General features: G+C 69.0%; 10 protein-coding genes. 6 read left to right on the forward strand and 4 right to left on the reverse strand.

Annotation, left to right across the window (positions count from 1 at the left end):
* Positions 1–82 precede the first annotated feature (82 nt).
* Positions 83–352 carry a GlsB/YeaQ/YmgE family stress response membrane protein gene (locus DAT35_RS49500; protein WP_108076371.1) on the forward strand — a complete coding sequence of 90 codons (270 nt, stop codon included), beginning with the start codon at positions 83–85 and terminating at the stop codon, positions 350–352.
* A 60-nt stretch (positions 353–412) separates the two neighbouring features.
* Positions 413–1,141 carry a phosphatase PAP2-related protein gene (locus DAT35_RS49505; protein ID WP_108076372.1) on the forward strand — a complete coding sequence of 243 codons (729 nt, stop codon included), beginning with the start codon at positions 413–415 and terminating at the stop codon, positions 1,139–1,141.
* On the opposite strand, the gene DAT35_RS49510 is transcribed toward DAT35_RS49505, so the two are convergent.
* Complete coding sequence (locus DAT35_RS49510; RefSeq protein WP_108076373.1) at positions 1,119–1,904, reverse strand: pentapeptide repeat-containing protein; 786 nt, start codon at positions 1,902–1,904, stop codon at positions 1,119–1,121. The two genes, DAT35_RS49505 and DAT35_RS49510, sit on opposite strands and share 23 nt — an antisense overlap.
* A gap of 109 nt (positions 1,905–2,013) precedes the next feature.
* Between DAT35_RS49510 and DAT35_RS49515 the strand changes: the two genes are divergently transcribed.
* A complete protein-coding gene (locus tag DAT35_RS49515; RefSeq protein ID WP_158502203.1) occupies positions 2,014–3,051 on the forward strand; it encodes an AraC family transcriptional regulator in 1,038 nt (345 codons plus the stop codon).
* Between the two features lie 3 nt (positions 3,052–3,054).
* Here DAT35_RS49515 and DAT35_RS49520 read toward each other — a convergent pair whose 3' ends face one another.
* Positions 3,055–5,934 carry a PAS domain S-box protein gene (locus tag DAT35_RS49520; protein WP_158502204.1) on the reverse strand — a complete coding sequence of 960 codons (2,880 nt, stop codon included), beginning with the start codon at positions 5,932–5,934 and terminating at the stop codon, positions 3,055–3,057.
* A 112-nt stretch (positions 5,935–6,046) separates the two neighbouring features.
* Entirely contained in the window at positions 6,047–6,967 is a 921-nt protein-coding gene (locus DAT35_RS49525; RefSeq protein ID WP_108076376.1) for an FkbM family methyltransferase, read from the reverse strand.
* A 256-nt stretch (positions 6,968–7,223) separates the two neighbouring features.
* On the opposite strand from DAT35_RS49525, the gene DAT35_RS49530 reads away from it, so the two are divergent.
* On the forward strand, positions 7,224–12,140 hold the full coding sequence (locus DAT35_RS49530; RefSeq protein ID WP_108076377.1) for a PilC/PilY family type IV pilus protein: 4,917 nt from the start codon (positions 7,224–7,226) through the stop codon (positions 12,138–12,140).
* 26 nt (positions 12,141–12,166) lie between these two features.
* Here DAT35_RS49530 and DAT35_RS49535 read toward each other — a convergent pair whose 3' ends face one another.
* Positions 12,167–13,693, reverse strand: a complete 1,527-nt coding sequence (locus DAT35_RS49535; RefSeq protein WP_108076378.1) for a PAS domain S-box protein — start codon at positions 13,691–13,693, stop codon at positions 12,167–12,169.
* Positions 13,694–14,014: 321 nt separating this feature from the next.
* Between DAT35_RS49535 and DAT35_RS49540 the strand changes: the two genes are divergently transcribed.
* Together DAT35_RS49540 and hpf are read left to right on the forward strand one after the other, a co-directional pair.
* On the forward strand, positions 14,015–15,445 hold the full coding sequence (locus tag DAT35_RS49540; protein ID WP_233262177.1) for an ATP-binding protein: 1,431 nt from the start codon (positions 14,015–14,017) through the stop codon (positions 15,443–15,445).
* 262 nt (positions 15,446–15,707) lie between these two features.
* A complete protein-coding gene (gene hpf / locus DAT35_RS49545; protein WP_108076379.1) occupies positions 15,708–16,343 on the forward strand; it encodes a ribosome hibernation-promoting factor, HPF/YfiA family in 636 nt (211 codons plus the stop codon).
* The last annotated feature ends 2 nt before the right edge of the window (positions 16,344–16,345 follow it).

The raw sequence follows: 16,345 nt of genomic DNA on the forward strand, positions 1-16,345 counted from the left end.
GCGCTCTCCTGTCCGGCTGACCCCTCGGCCCCACCCGCCCGGATGCTTACTTGATGAGGAGTCCAACCCGAGGGTTCCTCACATGACCATTGAAACACTTCTCATCTGGCTCTTCGTCGGCCTCATCGCGGGCTGGCTTGCTTCAGCGGTGGTGGGCGGCGGTTATGGACTTGTCGGAGATATCGTCATCGGTATCGTCGGCGCGTTCCTGGGCGGCTGGCTCTTCCGGGCGCTCGGAGCCACCTCGCCCGGAGGTGGCATCGTCGGCACCATCATCGTGGCCTTCATCGGAGCGTGCGTCCTGCTACTCATCCTGAGAGCCATCCACCGGACGAGATACCGCTCCGTATAGGCCGACGGCTGGGGCGACACCGATTTTCAATTTCGTGACAATCGGGGTAGACGTCCCGGCATGAACGTCGTCACAGCGCCAGCACCCTCCCGAACGTGGCCCATGGCGCTCCGGGTGACGCTGGCGCTGGGCTTTCGGGCCACGTGCTACGCGGTGATGCTCTGGATGGCGCTGCTCGCCGAGGCGCGTCCGGCCCCGCGGCTGCCGGACCTGGTGCTGGCGCACGTGCCGTATGTGCCGTGGGTGGATCGCTGGAACTACGCGCTGTGGACGCTCGCGTACCTGCCGGTGGCCCTGCTGCTTCTCAAGGAGGATGCCTCGCGCTTCTGCCGCTACACGGTGGCGAGCGGAGTGCTGGCGCTGCTGCGAGGGCTCTGCATCCTCGCCACGGGCTTGGGGCCGGTGAATGGTGCGGACGTCAACGCGGGGATGGACGCGGCCTCACGGATGCGGGCCTTCTTCCAGCTCGTGTCCCCGGTGGACGTGCTGGGCGCCAACACGCCGCACACGTACCTCACCAAGGACCTCTTCTTCTCCGGACACACGGCCACCACCTTCCTGCTCCTGCTCTACGTCTGGCGCTTCCAGGGTCTGCGGGCGGTGATGCTCATGGGGCACGTGCTGGTGGTGGCGAGCGTCTTCCTGTCGCACCTGCACTACACCATCGACGTCATCGGCGCGTACGCCATCACCTTCACCGTCTTCTCCCTCTTCGAGGGCAACCCGCGGGCGCTCCTCGCGGGCGAGCCCGTGCCCGACGGAGGGGTCAGCCGGGCTCGGGCATCGTGAGGCCCTTCACGCGGTGGAGGTTCGCCCCGTGGAAGGTCGCGCCGGTGAGGGTGGCGGCCGAGAAGGTCGCGCGCTCGAGGTTGGCGTTGTCGAAGCAGGCATTCGTCAGGTTGGCCCGCTCGAACTGAACCCGCTCGAGGTTGGCGTCCCGGAAGTTGGCGCCCTCGAGGAGGGCGTCGCGCAGGTCCGCCTTCTCGACGTTGGCGGAGCGGAGGTCCGCTCGCGTCAGGTTCGCGCCATCGAGGTCGACGCCCTCCAGGTTGGAGCGCCGGAGGTTCACACGGGACAGGTTGGCCTCGCTCAGGCGGGCATCCTCCAGGTTGCAGCCCTCCAGGTTGGCGCCCTCCAGGTTCGCGCGGGCCAGGTCCGAGCCCTCGAAGTTCGCGCCCTGCGCGCTGATGCCCACGAGGTTGGCGCCGACGAGCCGCGCGTCCTCCAGGTTGCAGCCCTCGAGGTTCGCACCCGCCAGGACGACCTCGCGCATGTCGGTGTGCTCCAGGTTGGCGCCGCGCAGGTTGGCGTCGTGGAGGTTGGCCCCGTCCAGGTTGACGTTCTCCAGGTTGGCGCCGCGCAGGTTGGCGTTGCGCAGGCTCACCTGCCGCAGGTTCAGGTCCTCCAGGTCCGCTCCGGAGAGGTCCGCCCCGTCGAGCACGGCCCGGGTGAGATCGACCTGGGCCTCGCCGGCCGCCTCGAGGGCCTCGCGCAGGTCCCCGTCGAAACTGAAGAGCTCCGCCCCTTCCTTGTTCTTGATCTGCGTCCTCATCGCTCGTTCTCCCGTGAAGTGACGCGCGCCAATGTACGGAGCGGCCCCGGGCGCCGGTATCACCCGGAACGCCGGAAAGCATGACCAAGCGTGCCATAATCCATGTCCCGTGGCGCGCACGCGCAAAGAGACTCCGTTCCAGTCCGGGCTCGTCCCGGCGCTCGTCCGCTTCGTGCGCTCGCACGGGGGCGACGCGGAGCTGCTCGTCCACCGCTTCGGCTTTTCGGCGGGGGTGGAGGAGCATACGGACGCGCCCCTCACCGCGGTGGACTTCGGGCAACTGCTGGAGGCCGCTTCGGGTGAGCTGGACGACCCATTCCTCTCCCTGCGGCTGCCGGCGGAGCTGGCACCGCGCACCTACGGGCTGGCCGAGCTGGCGATGCGCGCGAGCCCCACGGTGCGCGAGGCGTTGCAGCGGATGGTGCGCTACGGCCCGCTGGAGAACGACCGGCTCGTCCTCGCGCTGGAGGAGCGCGGAGAGCACGTGGCGTTCACCTGCCGCATCTCCGGACATCCCCGGGGGCTGACCCGGCACGCGCACGAGTACGTGCTCGCCTCGGTGCTCACGCACGCACGCACGTTGACGGGGCTTCCGGTGGCGCCACGGGCGGTGTGGTTCATCCATGCGCGTCCGAGGCTCGTGGAGCCCCTGCACCGCTTCTTCGGCACGAAGGAGGTCGACTTCGGCCGCGCGGAGTGCGGCCTGTTGTTCGACGCGGCGTGGATGGGGGCCCGGTTGACCACCGCGGATCCGCGCCTGCTCGCGACGGCCGAGCAGTTCGCGGACACGGCCTTGCGTGCACGCGCTCCGGTGGAGGACTTCACCGCCACCGTGGCCGTGCGCATGGAGGAGGCGCTCGAGTCCGGGGTGGACGCGGAGGTCATCGCCGCGCGGCTGCACATGAGCAAGCGCACGCTCCAGCGCCGGCTCGAGGAAGCTGGCATCTCCTTCCAGGAGCTGGTGGACCGGGTGCGCGCGGAGAAGGCACGGACGCTCCTGCGCGACGAGCAGCTCGAGCTGGCCGACGTGGCCTTCCGGCTGGGCTTCTCGGATGTGAGTAGCTTCAGCCGCTCGTTCCGGCGCTGGACGGGCGTGTCTCCCGGCCGCTACCGGCTGTTGAAGCAGCCCCAACCGCCCGAGCCCTGACGCTCAGGCGCTCCCGCGCAGCAGCGAGGCGGCCACGCGCAGCAGCTCCGCCGGCTCGAGCGGTTTGGCCACGTGCGCATCGAAGCCCGCCCGTAGCGCCGTGGCCTTGTCCTCCTCTCGGGCGTACGCGGTGAGCGCCACGGATGGCACCCGCCCGCCCCGCTCGCGAGGTCTACAGCGCACCGCTTGCATGAGCGCATAGCCGTCCATGTCCGGCATGCCGATGTCGGAGATGAGCAGCTCCGGGGGCTCCCGGTTCAGGAGCTCGAGCGCCTCGGCCGCGCTGGCCGCGGTGGAGACCCGGGCCCTTCCTTCCTGAAGCAGCGTGGTGAGCAGCTCGCGCGAATCCGTCTCATCGTCGACCACCAGGATGCGGCGTCCGCTGAGCTCCGGGGGGTAGTCGATGGGGAGGCGGACGGCGGGCGGGGGGAGCGGCGGCACCGGCTCGGCCGTCCCCGGGCGGGGCGCCACCAGCGGCAACCGGACGATGAAGGTGGCTCCCTGGCCCTTGCCGGCGCTGTGGGCCTCGACGGTGCCGCCATGCAACTCCACGACATGGCGCACGATGGACAGCCCCAGCCCCAGCCCCCCATGGCGGCGCGTGGAGGAGGCATCCGCCTGGCTGAACCGCTCGAAGAGGCGCGGCAGGAAGTCCGGGGCGATTCCATCGCCGGTGTCCCGCACCTGGAGCTCCACGCACGACGGCTCCCGTGAGAGGGCCACCGTCACACATCCCCCTTGGGGGGTGAACTTCACCGCGTTGGACAGCAGGTTCCACACCACCTGTTGCAGCCGATCCGGGTCTCCCTGGATGGAGCCCGCCTGGACGTCCAGCAGCGTCTGGAGGTGGATGCCCTTGGCCTCGGCGGCCGGACGCACCACCTCCAGCGCGTTCTCGATGACCTTCACCGGGTGGGTGGGGCGCACGACCAGGCGCAACTTCCCGCTCACGATGCGGTTGACGTCCAGCAGGTCCTCGATGAGCTGGGTCTGCGCGCGTGCGTTGCGCTCGATGGTCTCCAGGGCGTGCACGCGCTTCTCCGGCGTCAGCTCCCGCGTGCGGAGGATCTGCGCCCAGCCGAGGATGGCGGTGAGCGGCGTGCGCAGCTCGTGGGAGAGCACGCCCAGGAAGTCGTCCTTCAAGCGGCTGGCCTGTTCCGCGCGCTGACGCTCCGCTTCGGCCACCTCGTACAGGCGTGCGCGTTCCAGCACCAGCCCACACTGCTGGGCGAGCATCTTCATGAACTGCATCTCCTCGGGGCCGCAGGAGCGCGGTTCAGGGAAGGACAGGACGAGCGCGCCGATGCGCTGTCCATGCACCTCCATGGGAAGCACGGCGAACGAGTGGTCGTACCGGACCGTGACCAGGGCCTCGACCTCCGGGTAGAGCCCGGCCGACTCCTCGCTGCTGCGGAACCACAGCGTCTTGCCCGTGCGCATCGCGTCGGTGACAGGGGTGTGTGCGTCGAGGGAGCGCAGACGCAGGTGGCGGATGAACTCCTCCGGGTAGCCCACGTCATAGAGGCTCTCGATCATTCCATCCGCGCGCCTGCGGTAGACGCTCCCCGCGGTGGCCCCCATGCCCGCCAGGGCCTCCGTGAGGACGATCCGGGCCACGTCGCCGGGTGTCAGGGCCTGCGACAGGGCGGTGGTGACCGACTGCAAGCGTGCGGCGCGCTCCTCGGCCCGGCGCACCTGGGTGATGTTGTCGAAGATGGCCATGGCGGCGATCGTCCGGCCGCGCTCGTCCTTGATGGGGGCGCTGCTCCCCCGGATGAAGCGGTCCTCCCGGCTGTCCGTCTTGCGCAGCCATAGGATTTCACCTCGTACCACCTCGTCGTGCATCAGGCTGCGCGCCAGCGGCAGCTCCTCGGGCCGGTACTGGGTGCCATCCAGATGGAAGTGCTGGTAGGCGGCATAGCCCTGGACGTTCTCTGTCTGGATGAGGGAATGGCCCCAGATCTGCTCCGCCTGGGCGTTGGCGTACTGCAGCTCTCCGCCGGGTCCCGCCAGGATGAAGCCCGAGGGCATCTGGGCGAGGATGGCCGACAGCAGCCGCTCCTTGGATTCGAGCTCCGCCAGCAGCAGGTCGCGCTCCTCCTCGGCGGCCTTGCTCGCGGAGATGTCCGTGGTGGTGCCCACCCACTCGCGCACGGTGCCGTCTGGATCGAACACGGGCACCGCGCGGGACTGGACCCAGCGCCAGCTTCCACTCACGTGCCGCAGACGGCACTCGATCTCATAGGGGGTCTTCGTGGCGAAGGCCCGCCCCCAGATCTCCTTGACGCGCTCGTGATCGTCGGGATGGAGGTACTCCAGCCAGGCGGAGCCATCCAACCATGACTCGAGGGGGCAGCCGGTGAAGGCCCGCCAGGAGGGGGAATCCTCGTTGGGGAAGCCTTCGGCGTTGATGGTCCAGACCGCCGCCGTCGAGGTCTGCACCAGCGACCGGAACCGCTCCTCGCTCTGGAGCAGCGCCTTCTCGGCCTGCGCCTGTCTGTCGCTGGCCTGACCGGTGACGTCCTCGGCGAGGAAGAGCCACTCCAGGAGCCGACCCGCATCGTCCTTCACCGGAAGCGCATGCACGCGCACGGAGCGCCAGGCCCCATCCGCCCGGCGCACGCGGCAGGTGGGCTCCTCTCCATTGGCGGGGGCGGGGGAGCGGCCGCTCAGCTCCAGGCTTCCCCGGTCCTCGGGATGGATCGGCTCCAGCCAGTGCCGGCCCAGCATCTGCTCGAAGGACTGGCCGGTGAAGGCCGCCCAGGAGGCAGAGGGCTCCTGCATCCTTCCCGCCTCATCCACCACCCAGACGAGCCGCTGGGTATCGGCCAGGAGTGCACGCAGGCGCAGGGTGTCACGTGCCAGGGTCGCCGGAGCACGCATGAAGGGATCTCCTGAAGACATCTTTGATGCTCACATCCGCATCCCGGAAGGGGTGTTCCCTCTGTTGAACCGCTCGTCCAAGGGGAGGGCATCCTCCTGGGATGGTCCGGAGTCACGCGCGCGGTGGAGTCAGGCAGCGCCATCCGCGAGGGGCGAGCAGCGCGCGAGCCCGGTCCGGCTGACGGGTTGCCAGGAAGCTGGGGGCCTCCCACGCACCGGTCTCGGGCGGGGTCTCGGGTGGAACGAGGGCGGGTCCCCGGAGTGTCTTCTCGAGGCGGAAGAGCGTGTAGCCCGCGTCCCGCAACAACTGCATGGGCGGGGTGGGCCAGGCGCCATGGTCCTCGAAGACGATGTCGCGCACACAGGTGGAGAGCAGGCGCGTGGCACCCCGGAACGCGGCGGCCTCGCCTCCCTCCACGTCGATCTTCATGACGAGCGGGGTCAGCGAGGCGGGCAGCTCCGAGTCGAGGGTGCGCACGTCCACGGCCACCAGGCCCGGTGTGCCCGGAGTCACGCTCGCGGAGCCCGCTTCGACGAGTGAGGCGGTGCCCGCGTTCTCCTGGAACGACGTCGGGATGCTCAGGTGGCCCGGGCGGTTCGCGTCGCCCACGGCCACCGCGCGCGCCTCGAGGCGCAGGCCCGGCAGCTTCGCCCGCCACAGCTCCAGGTTGCGTTGCAGCCGCGCATGCAGGAGCGGATGGGGCTCGAAGGCGATGACCTGGCCGGAGGGCCCGGTGCGCATCGCCATCACGCTCGCCATGTGGCCGATGTTCGCTCCCACGTCGAGCACCTGCTCTCCGGGGGAGACGAGCCTCCAGAGCGTCTCGCTCACCAGCAGATCGTAGAGGCCCAGGTGCCACACGGCGCGCCCGATGGTGTCCTGAGGGTCCACGATGATCGGCAGGCCCCAGGGCAGTGAGAAGGTTCGCTCCCGCTCGGAGCTCGAGGCGTTGAGTGCGCGCAGCCGCTGCAGCAACTGCTGGGGTCGGAAGAGGTACTCGGGCTTGTTGAGTCGCTGCGAGAGGGTGGGCATCACGCCCTCCAGGCGCCGTGGGAGAGGTGGAGCGGGCCAACCCCATTATCACCGCATTCTCCGCTCACCGTGTCCGCCCACACGGCAGGTTTGTCCTGAAGCTGCGCTCTGGGTGTCAGAGGGGCGGACTTTGCTGGGGAGGGGGCGCGTGTGTGCGCCGCCCGGGGGTCGATTCCCCCGTCACGAGGACTCCGTCCGGAGGCGAGAGCCCGGGGAGTCCGTGGGATGTGCGGTTCTGCATCTGGGAGCCTGGAAGATGCGCATCGATTTCAACGCCAAGAGACATACGAGAGAGCGGTGGTCCAACCGCCGCGTGGGACTGGCGGCGGGGTTGGTGGTGGCGGGAGCGGTGGGGCTGCTGGCGCTGCCGGGGCGCTCGGGCAGCGTGCCGGTGCCGGAGAAGGCCGCGTGCTGCACGGGAGCGGCCTCTCTGGGTGACACGATGATCCACGCCTCGGGAGGAGGCGATAAGGACTTCTTCGAGGTGCCGTCGGTTCCGCCCGGCGCCATCTTCCTGCTGGGCAACAACGAGTCCATGCAGGACTACGCCGAGTATCTGCCCGAGGTGGGGGACACCTCGAAGTGGGGATGCTCCGAGCCAGCGCTGGTGGACGCGATGAAGTGGTTCGATCGCACCAGCGCGGATCCGAAGCTCAACGGCGCCATTGCGTTCGACGCGGACGCGGACTTCTCCGCCACGGAGACGCACTTCTTCGATCCGGACAAGTACTACCAGTCGCGAGGCCGGCGCCTGTCGTGGCAGGTGGAGGATGCGCCGTTCTCGCTCGCGGTGGACATGCGGAGCACGCAGGGCACCACGGACACGATGCAGGCGTGTGGGAACGCCGTGGCGTGGAGCGAGCCGTGGGGCTCGCCCGTCTACGCGGAGTGCCAGAAGTGCCTGGCGCAGAAGGGCTGGTGGAGGGGCCCGCTGGCGAGCACGCCGTCGGATCCGGTGACCGGGCCGTTGCCGGTGGAGGCGCGGCGCAAGTGGATTCTCAGCGGCCGGGTGCTCAACGTGCGTCCGCCCAAGTTCGTGGTGGCGCGCAAGGTGCTCAAGGACATCGTCTCCACGGTGGATGGAGTGCGCCTGGGCGTGGCCACGTTCGGCCCGGACCATGGCTGGTTCGATCCGCCGGTGCTGCTGCGGCCGCTCAAGCCTGCGTGCAACAAGTCCCATCCGCTCATGGACGAGACGGCGCTCGCGCGGCCGGAGCTGCGCAAGGCCATCAACTCCATCTCCTTCCGCAACGACGAGCGCTCCATTGGCGAGGCCCTCTTCGGGCTCGGGGGCTACTTCTCCTCGCAGAAGGTGGATGGCCGCTGGTCGAACTGGTTCACCAACCCCATCAACCCGGGCTGGGGCTGGCCGGGGTGCTGCAACGGCGGCACGGTCGATGACGTGCTCACGGGCAAGGACGGCAAGCCCTGGGGCGCGCAGTCTCCCGACGAGTGGCTCAAGGACACGCAGCCCTGGGAGGGTGGCGGCGAGGACCGCTCCGTGTGCTTCGCCTGTCAGGCCAGCTCCATCATCGTGCTGACGGACGGCTCGCCGCGGTACGACAACTCGGTGCCCATCACGAAGATGATGGAGGTGCTCACGGCGCGGGGCGCGAAGCACCCGGATGGCACGCCGCTCACGTTTGACTCGAGCAACCCGGAGACGAACCCGGCTCCGGGTGGCGTGAACTACTGCGACAGGTTCGGCGCGACGAAGGAGGACTGCGACTACGCCAACTGGCCCACGGGTCTGGCGAAGACGAACAAGAACTTCATGGACGACGTGGCCTTCTTCCTGGCCAACGCGGACCTGCGCGATGACCTTCCGGGGGACCAGTCGGTGCGCACGTTCACCATCGGCTATGGCGACAACAGCCCGATGCTCCAGAGCATCGCGATGGCCGGCAAGGGCAGCTTCTTCCGCGCGAACAACTCGGCGGAGCTGCGCGACGCCATCATGGCGGCGCTCGGCGAGGTGAAGGAGGTCTCCACCGCGTTCTCCTCGGCGAGCGTCGCGCCGGTGCAGACGGGAGGGATGCAGTCCTCCACGTTCGTGCCGCGCTTCAGCCCGCACCGAGGCCGCCCATACGAGGGGCATCTCTTCCGCTTCTTCCTCTTCAGCGAGTTCTCCCAGGGCTGCCAGCCGGCGCTGGCGAAGGGCCCGGGGGGAGATCCGCGCGACCTCAACGGAGACAAGGACTGCGATGACACGTTCTTCCTGGACGCGCCCGCGGGCTTCTCTGGCGGCGTGCCGGACATCTCCAGCTTCACCCGCGACAACATCGTCCAGGAGAACGTGGAGGGTGCCTGGGTGAAGGTGGGGACGGCCACCGTCAACAGCGAGGGCCGGCTGGTGGGTGGCGTGCGGGCCCAGCCCTTCTGGGACCTGGGGGAGACGCTCGGCAAGCGCGGCGCGAGCGCCCCGTGCGACCCCGCCAACCCGCTGAGCCCCACGGGAGGCCGCTGCGTCTTCACGCTCGTGGATCGCGACAAGGACGGCCGCTTCACCGAGGCGGACAACCCGCCGGTGCCCTTCGACGTGGCGCACCGTGCCGAGCTCTCGGAGTACCTGCTGGCGGCGGGCGACGGCTTCTGCCCCGGCGCCTTCGCGAAGCTGAAGAAGGCCTGGACGGGCACGCCAGCGGAGCGGGACGAGTGCGTCGACATGCTCATCCGCTTCGTGCGGGGCGAGGACGTCTTCGACTACGACGGAGACCTGCTCACCAGCGAGGAGCGCCCGTGCGCGGACGACACCTCGCGCTCCTGCAAGCTCGCGGACATCTTCCACTCCACGCCGGTGACGGTGGATCCGCCCGTCGAGCCCCTGCTGTGCACGCTGGGGCTGAGCGGCCAGTGCCTGTCCACCCTCTACGGGGACTTCACCGCGTCGGTATCGTCGGAGACGTCGTGCTCCACGCCGGGGGCGGGCAAGCCCTGCTACGCGCCCACGCCGATGGACCCGCCGCGCGGCGCGGGTGGCAAGTACGGGGCCTATGACGTGTTCCGCGAGGCGTACGCCAAGAGGGAGCGCATCGTGCTGGTGGGCTCCAACGGCGGCATGCTGCACGCCGTGCACGCGGGCACGGCGCTCGCGCGGGACAAGACGGGCGCTCTCGATGACGTGCATGACCTGGGTACCGGCCAGGAGTTGTGGGCCTTCATCCCTCCGGACCTGCTGCCCAAGCTGGGGCTGATGATGAACGGCCACGAGTACTACGTGGACGGCACGGCCATGGTGCGCGACCTCTGGTCGGACAGTGCCACCGGGGGAGCGGGCAACGACGTGAAGGAGGCGGGCGAGTTCCACACGGTGGCCATCCTCACCGAGCGCTCCGGTGGCCAGCGCTACGTCGCGCTGGACGTGACGGATCCGCGCGAGATGTTGAAGTCGGACGGCAAGCCCTTCCGGTGGATGTTCCCCAATGCGTGCGACGCGGAGTCGGGCGCCGTGGGTCAGTCCTGGAGCAACTTCGCGCCCAAGCCGCCGCCCATCGGCCCGGTGCGGCTCGCGAAGGGCAACGCGCGTGGATGGGAGGAGCGCTGGGTGGCCGTGCTCAACGGTGGCTACAGCGCGGACCTCTCGCGTGGCCGCGGCGTGTACATGCTGGATGCGTGGACGGGCCAGAAGCTGTGGTCCGCGGAGGCCCACTCCGGTGCCGCCTCGGGGGATGCGTACACGGACGAGGTGTTGCACCGGATGATGCCCATCGCGGCCGCACCGGCCCTGGTGGACATCGGCAAGGCGGAGAACCTGCAGCGTGACCTGGACGGCTTCTTCGACACGCTCATCGTCGGAGACCTGGGCGGTCAGGTGTGGACGTTCCGTTTCCAGGAGCCGGGCGTGCTCGGGAGCGATGGGCGGGTGAACAATTGGTTCGGTGCGCGCTCGCTGGAGATGGCGCGCGAGGACGTGAGCGGAGCGGACCCCAAGCGCAACGCCTACAAGAAGCTGCCCATCTTCCACCTCGCCTCCAACGTGCTCCAGCCGGAGACGGGCTGGCTGCGCAGCTTCGTGGGCACCGGCGACCGGCAGCACCTGCGCTCCAGGGAGGGCACCCACTGTGGTCCGGACGATCTGCTGGCCTGCGTGCGGATGAAGTGTGACGTGGACGCGGAGCTCGTCGCCGACATCAACGGCCAGCTGCGCAAGTCCACCATCCAGTACGACAACGGCGTGCTGGTGAAGAACACCGAGTCCCTCTCGGGCACGGAGGGGACCGTGTGCACGTCCTCGCGGCTGGAGCTGACCCGCTTGCGCATCCGGTGCGACAAGGCGACCGCGTTGGGCAGTGGCTCCTATGACTTCCCCGCGGTGGGCGTGCCGGATCCGGCCAGCACCGATGCCGAGTGCTCCAGGTCGGGCGGAGAGTGGTCGTGCTCGCTGGCGAGTCTCCCCACGGACTCACACGGGGACCTGAACCTGGGCGCGGACGAGGACAAGGTGCCGCACAACCGCTACTTCGGCTTCCATTCGTATGGAGGTTGGCAGCGCCGCTTCGCCAGCTCCGCCGAGGCTGTCGCGTTCGATCACAAGCGCGTGACGGATGGCGCCTTCGACTGCGGCGCGGGAGTGGACTGCTCGCTGGTGGATGTCACCATTCCGGACAGCGCGTACGCGACGTATGTGCACCCGACGCAGGGCCCCGTCCGCTACGTGCCCACGAGCATGCTCGCGTCGCTCCCGCGGGGCACCACCGAGGGAGCGGGGTGGTTCCTCCAGTATGGAGGGTTGCAGGAGAAGACGGCGGCAGGCTCGGTCGTGCTCGGAGGCATCGTGTTCTGGCCGAGCTTCTCTCCGCCCGCGAGCGCCGCCGTGTCGGCCTGCAAGCTGGCGGGAGCGGGTGACCTCAGCCGCTCGTGGCAGGCGGACATCATCACCGGTCTCCCGGACCAGTCGGAGGGTTTCCGGGTGATGGACAAGGACGGCAACCTGCTCGGGTACTCGCCCGCCAAGACGCAAGATGCCTGGGCACCGCCTCCGGAGCCGGCGGCGGTCGTCTCGGTGTCGGCCTCGGGTGGCATCCGCTACCAGGTGGTGATTCCGGGCGTGGGCACGGCGCCTGTCACCGAGACATTGCGCGAGCGCCAGAACACCACGCCGGACATCTACTGGCTGGAGGTGCCGCGCAACCTGCATGCGTGCCGGCACGCGGACTCCCGGCTCTGCCCGTGAGCCGAGGCTCCGGCGTCCTCCGCGGCTCACGGGTTGCGTGGAACGCGCACCGTGAAGGTCGTGCCCTCCTCCCGGGTGGAGTGCACCTGGACGGTGCCGCCATGGGCGCGGACGAGGTGCTCCACGATGAACAGCCCCAGGCCGATGCTGCGCTGGGCGCTGTCCGTCGTGGCGGCTCCCCTCCGCATGGGCTCGAAGAGGGATTCCAGGTCCTCGGGAGGAATGGGGGCTCCCAGGTTGTGCACGCTCAATTGCAGCGTGCTGGCCCGCCCCGTGCTGCGCAGGGTCACGGGAATGTCTGGCGTGCCGTAGTGCAGGGCGTTGTTCAGCAGGTTCGTCAGCACCTGCGCGATGCGGTCGGCGTCCAGCGCTCCCGTGCCCTCTCCCTCGCACTCCAGGCGGATCATCCGTCCGGGATGGGCGAACTGCACCTCCTCCACCACCTGCCGCGCCAGCTCGTGCAGGTCGATGGGTTGGGGGTGGAGCGGAATGCCGCCTCCCATGCTGGCCTGGGTGAAGTCCAGCAGGTCCCTGACCATGCGGGTCATCCGCTCGGCGCTGGAGCGGATGCGCGTGAGCATCCGCTGTTGGGTGACGTCCTCGCCCGCCCTCCGCGCGCAGGCCTCCGCGGCCAGGGTGATGGCGGACAGCGGGCTGCGCAGGTCGTGCGAGACGATGCCCACCAGTTGCTGGGCGAGCTCGGCCCGGCGCAGGGCGTCGGCGCGCAGGCGCCGCACCTCGGTCACGTCCCGGCTCACGCCGATGAAGCCGATGGGCTCTCCCTCGTTCGAGCGCATGAGGAGGGTCCGGACGGTGACCCACACCTCGCTTCCGTCCTTGCGCCTGCCCAGCCACTCTCCCGAGAACTCGCCGGTGACGAAGATGCGCGAGAGGCCCGTGGCCAGCTCCTCGGGGGATTGGCTCGGATAGAGCAGTGCCACCGTCTGGCCCATCATCTCCGCGGAGGTGTAGCCGAAGATCTGGGTCGCGCCCCTGTTCCAGTAGGTGATGTGGCCGGACAGGTCGGAGACGATGATGCTGTCCTGCACGTTCTCCAGGATGCCCACCTGGATGAGGAGCTGGGCATTGGTGGTCTCCAGGGCGGCGCGGGCCGCGCGCTCGGACTCGAGCTGGCGGGCGCCTTCCCGGGCCCCCTGACGCGAGCGCAGCGCGGCGCGCAGGGTGGCCACCAGCTCTGCGGACTCCACGGGAGCTATCAAGTAGCCGTCCGCTCCCCCGGTGAGTGCCCGCGTCTTGTCTTGTGTGGAGGTGAAGCTGGCGGACATCTGGATGATGGGAATGGAGGCCGTGGCCGGGTCCCCCTTCAGTCTGCGGCTCACCTCGAAGCCCTGGATATCCGGAAGGCGCACGTCCATCAGGATGATGTCGGGCGACGCCTGGGCCAGCGTGAGCGCTTCGTGCCCGGAGATGGCTTCCTGGGTCTTGAAGCCCGCCAGCCTCAGCGTCCGTGCGAGCATGTACCGCCTGGCGTCGTCGTCATCGACGATGAGCACGAGGGGCGACGATGTCTGGGGCGATGGGGTCTCTTCCATTCGGCGGTCCAGGCATGGGCGTGTGAATTCCTGGCTTATACCAATGGGGTCCTATTCCCGCCGTCCGTTGTCGCACGGCATGGTTCGCAGGAGAGCAATCAGGCTCAGGTGAATCGTCAGGGGGTGGGTCGGACTGGGCTGTACTTGATGAATATGCCGTCCGTTGCCCTCCACTCATCGCTCGCCGTCCTTGACGCGAGGGGCCGCGCCAGCGACCGTGGCGGGGTGAGCGCGCCCTCGGGTCCGAGCGCGCCCGGTTCCGGCCAGGCGCCTTGTGCTGATTCCAACGAGCCCCCGCCCCTGGCTGACGAGCGGCTGCGGTTGTTGCTCGCGCACATGTCCGAGGCCTTCCTGTCATTGGATGCGCGGGGGCGTGTGCTCGACTGCAACGCGAGGGCGGTGGCGCTGCTGGGGGTGGAGCCCGAGCGGCTGCGCGGCCAGGAGCCGTGGACGGCGGTGCCGGCGCTGGCGGGCAGGACGTTTCACGATCGGCTGGTGTCCGCCCTCGAGACGCGCAAGCCCCTGCGCTTCCTGGCCTCGGTACCGCCGCGCGTGTGGCTGGAGATATCGGTCTTCCCCATGCACGAGGAGCTGTGGGTGCTCGCCACCGACATCACCCAGCGCGAGGAAGCCCAGGCCCTGGTGGAGCAGGTGGAGAAGCGCTTCCGGCTGCTGGGTGAGCGCTTCCAGGTGGCGCTCGACTCCGCGGAGATGGCCGTCTGGGAGACGAACCTGGCCACCGGCATGGTGTTCCGCTCCGAGGGGCATGACCGGCTCTATGGCTACCCCGAGCCGCTGGCGGAGTGGTCCCACGAGAAGTTCATGGCCGCGCTCCACCCGGAGGATCGCCCGGAGGTGGAGGCGCAGGTCTCGGGCATCTTCGCCTCCGACGTGAAGGTCTATACGTCCACCTTCCGTACCCGGTGGCCGGATGGTTCCTGGCACTGGCTCACCAGCCGGGCGCGGGTGATGCGAGATGCGGAGGGTCGGCCCATGGTGGTGCGCGGCGCCATCCTCGACATCACCGCGTTGAAGGAGACGGAGCTGGCGTTGCAGGAGGCGGTGCGCGTGCGCGACGACTTCCTGTCGCTCGCCAGTCACGAGCTCAAGACACCGCTCACCGGCCTGTCGCTGCAGATGCAGATGTTGCGGCGGCTGGAGGCCCAGGATGACTCCCTGCCGCTCGCGTCCCCCAAGGCGCGGACGCGGCTGGATGCCATCGAGCGGACGCTGCGGCGGTTGGGGCTGCTGGTGGACAATCTGTTGGATGTCGGCCGCATCCGTCACGGCAAGCTGGACTTCCTCTTCGCCACCGGGGACCTGTCGGCGTTGGTGTCCGAGCTGGTGGCGCGCACCCGGGACGAGGCTCGGCTGGCGGGGGTGTCCGTCACCTCACACATCGAATCGTCGCTGGTGGGGCGCTTTGACAGGCTGCGGCTCGAGCAGGTGGTGACGAACCTGCTGACCAATGCGATGCGCCACGGTGGGGGCAACCCGGTGGAGGTGCGGCTGGAGCGGACTCCCGGAGGCGCGCGGTTGGTGGTGCGGGACGAGGGGCCCGGCATCCCCGAGGCTGATCGCGAGCGCATCTTCGCGCGCTTCGAGCAGGTCCAGGGCAAGGCTCGCGCCGGGGGCCTGGGGCTCGGGCTCTTCATCGTGCGGCAGATCGTCGAGGGCCACCACGGCAGCGTGCACGTGGAATCGGGGCCCGGGGGCAGGGGCGCGGCCTTCGTCATCGAACTACCGCTGTAACCGCGTTCCACCCCTCCGGCGCCCGAGCTCGGCAAGAGTCTACACCTCTGCCCGCGTCCACATTCCCGGACGCTCAGCGGCCCCGTACTGGGCGTGTCAGGAGTCCAGTCGAACTGGAAAGTCAAGACGACATTGCCTGTTGAGTGGAGTGCGAACAGCCGTCCTTTCGAGTGGGCGGGTTGCTTTCGTCCCTTCAGAGCGTTTCTGATCTGTAACGGAGTCCTCGTCGTCTCACTCCAGCCCCATACGGAGGCAGCAACGCATGCAGCTCAACATCACCTTCCGCCAGTTCGGCTCTTCCGATGCCCTCAAGGAGTACGCGAAGGAGAAGGTCGAGCGGGTGAACAAGTACCTGGACCGAGCCGGTGAGGCCCACGTGGTGCTGTCGCTCGAGCGGCACCTGCACCACGCGGAGATCACCATCCACTCCGGCTCGTGGGTGCTGCGCGGAAGGGAGAAGAGCGAGGACATGTACGCGTCCATCGATCTCGCGATGGACAAGATCGAAGCACAGCTGCGCAAGTACAAGGAGAAGATCAAGAACCACCACGGACGCGAGCGGGTGCATCACCGGCAGGGCCTGGTGAACAACCTCAAGGTGCGCCACAAGGTCTTCGAGCTGCCCGAGGAGCTCCTGGACGAGGCCGCCGAGGCCCCTGCCGCCCAGCCCTTGAGCGCTCCGGCGGCCGCCCAGCCCGGGACGCGCATCGTGCGCACCTCGGAGATCACCGTGAAGCCCATGTCGGTGGACGAGGCGGTGATGCAGATGAACCTGATGAACCAGGACTTCTACGTCTTCCAGCACGAGTCCACGCACGAGGTCTGCGTGGTGTACCGGCGCAAGGATGATGGGCAGTACGGCCTCATCGGCGTGCACGCTCCGCCCACCGCGGGCTGAGC

The organism is Vitiosangium sp. GDMCC 1.1324, from assembly GCF_003044305.1.
Lineage (GTDB): Bacteria > Myxococcota > Myxococcia > Myxococcales > Myxococcaceae > Archangium.

What these genes read in the sequence shown, in the direction of transcription:
- DAT35_RS49500 (WP_108076371.1), top strand. Translation starts at nt 83, where the DNA reads ATGACCATTGAAACACTTCTCATCTGGCTCTTCGTCGGCCTCATCGCG.
- DAT35_RS49505 (WP_108076372.1), top strand. Translation starts at nt 413, where the DNA reads ATGAACGTCGTCACAGCGCCAGCACCCTCCCGAACGTGGCCCATGGCG.
- DAT35_RS49510 (WP_108076373.1), bottom strand. Translation starts at nt 1,904, where the DNA reads ATGAGGACGCAGATCAAGAACAAGGAAGGGGCGGAGCTCTTCAGTTTC.
- DAT35_RS49520 (WP_158502204.1), bottom strand. Translation starts at nt 5,934, where the DNA reads ATGCGTGCTCCGGCGACCCTGGCACGTGACACCCTGCGCCTGCGTGCA.
- DAT35_RS49525 (WP_108076376.1), bottom strand. Translation starts at nt 6,967, where the DNA reads ATGCCCACCCTCTCGCAGCGACTCAACAAGCCCGAGTACCTCTTCCGA.
- DAT35_RS49530 (WP_108076377.1), top strand. Translation starts at nt 7,224, where the DNA reads ATGCGCATCGATTTCAACGCCAAGAGACATACGAGAGAGCGGTGGTCC.
- DAT35_RS49535 (WP_108076378.1), bottom strand. Translation starts at nt 13,693, where the DNA reads ATGGAAGAGACCCCATCGCCCCAGACATCGTCGCCCCTCGTGCTCATC.
- hpf (WP_108076379.1), top strand. Translation starts at nt 15,708, where the DNA reads ATGCAGCTCAACATCACCTTCCGCCAGTTCGGCTCTTCCGATGCCCTC.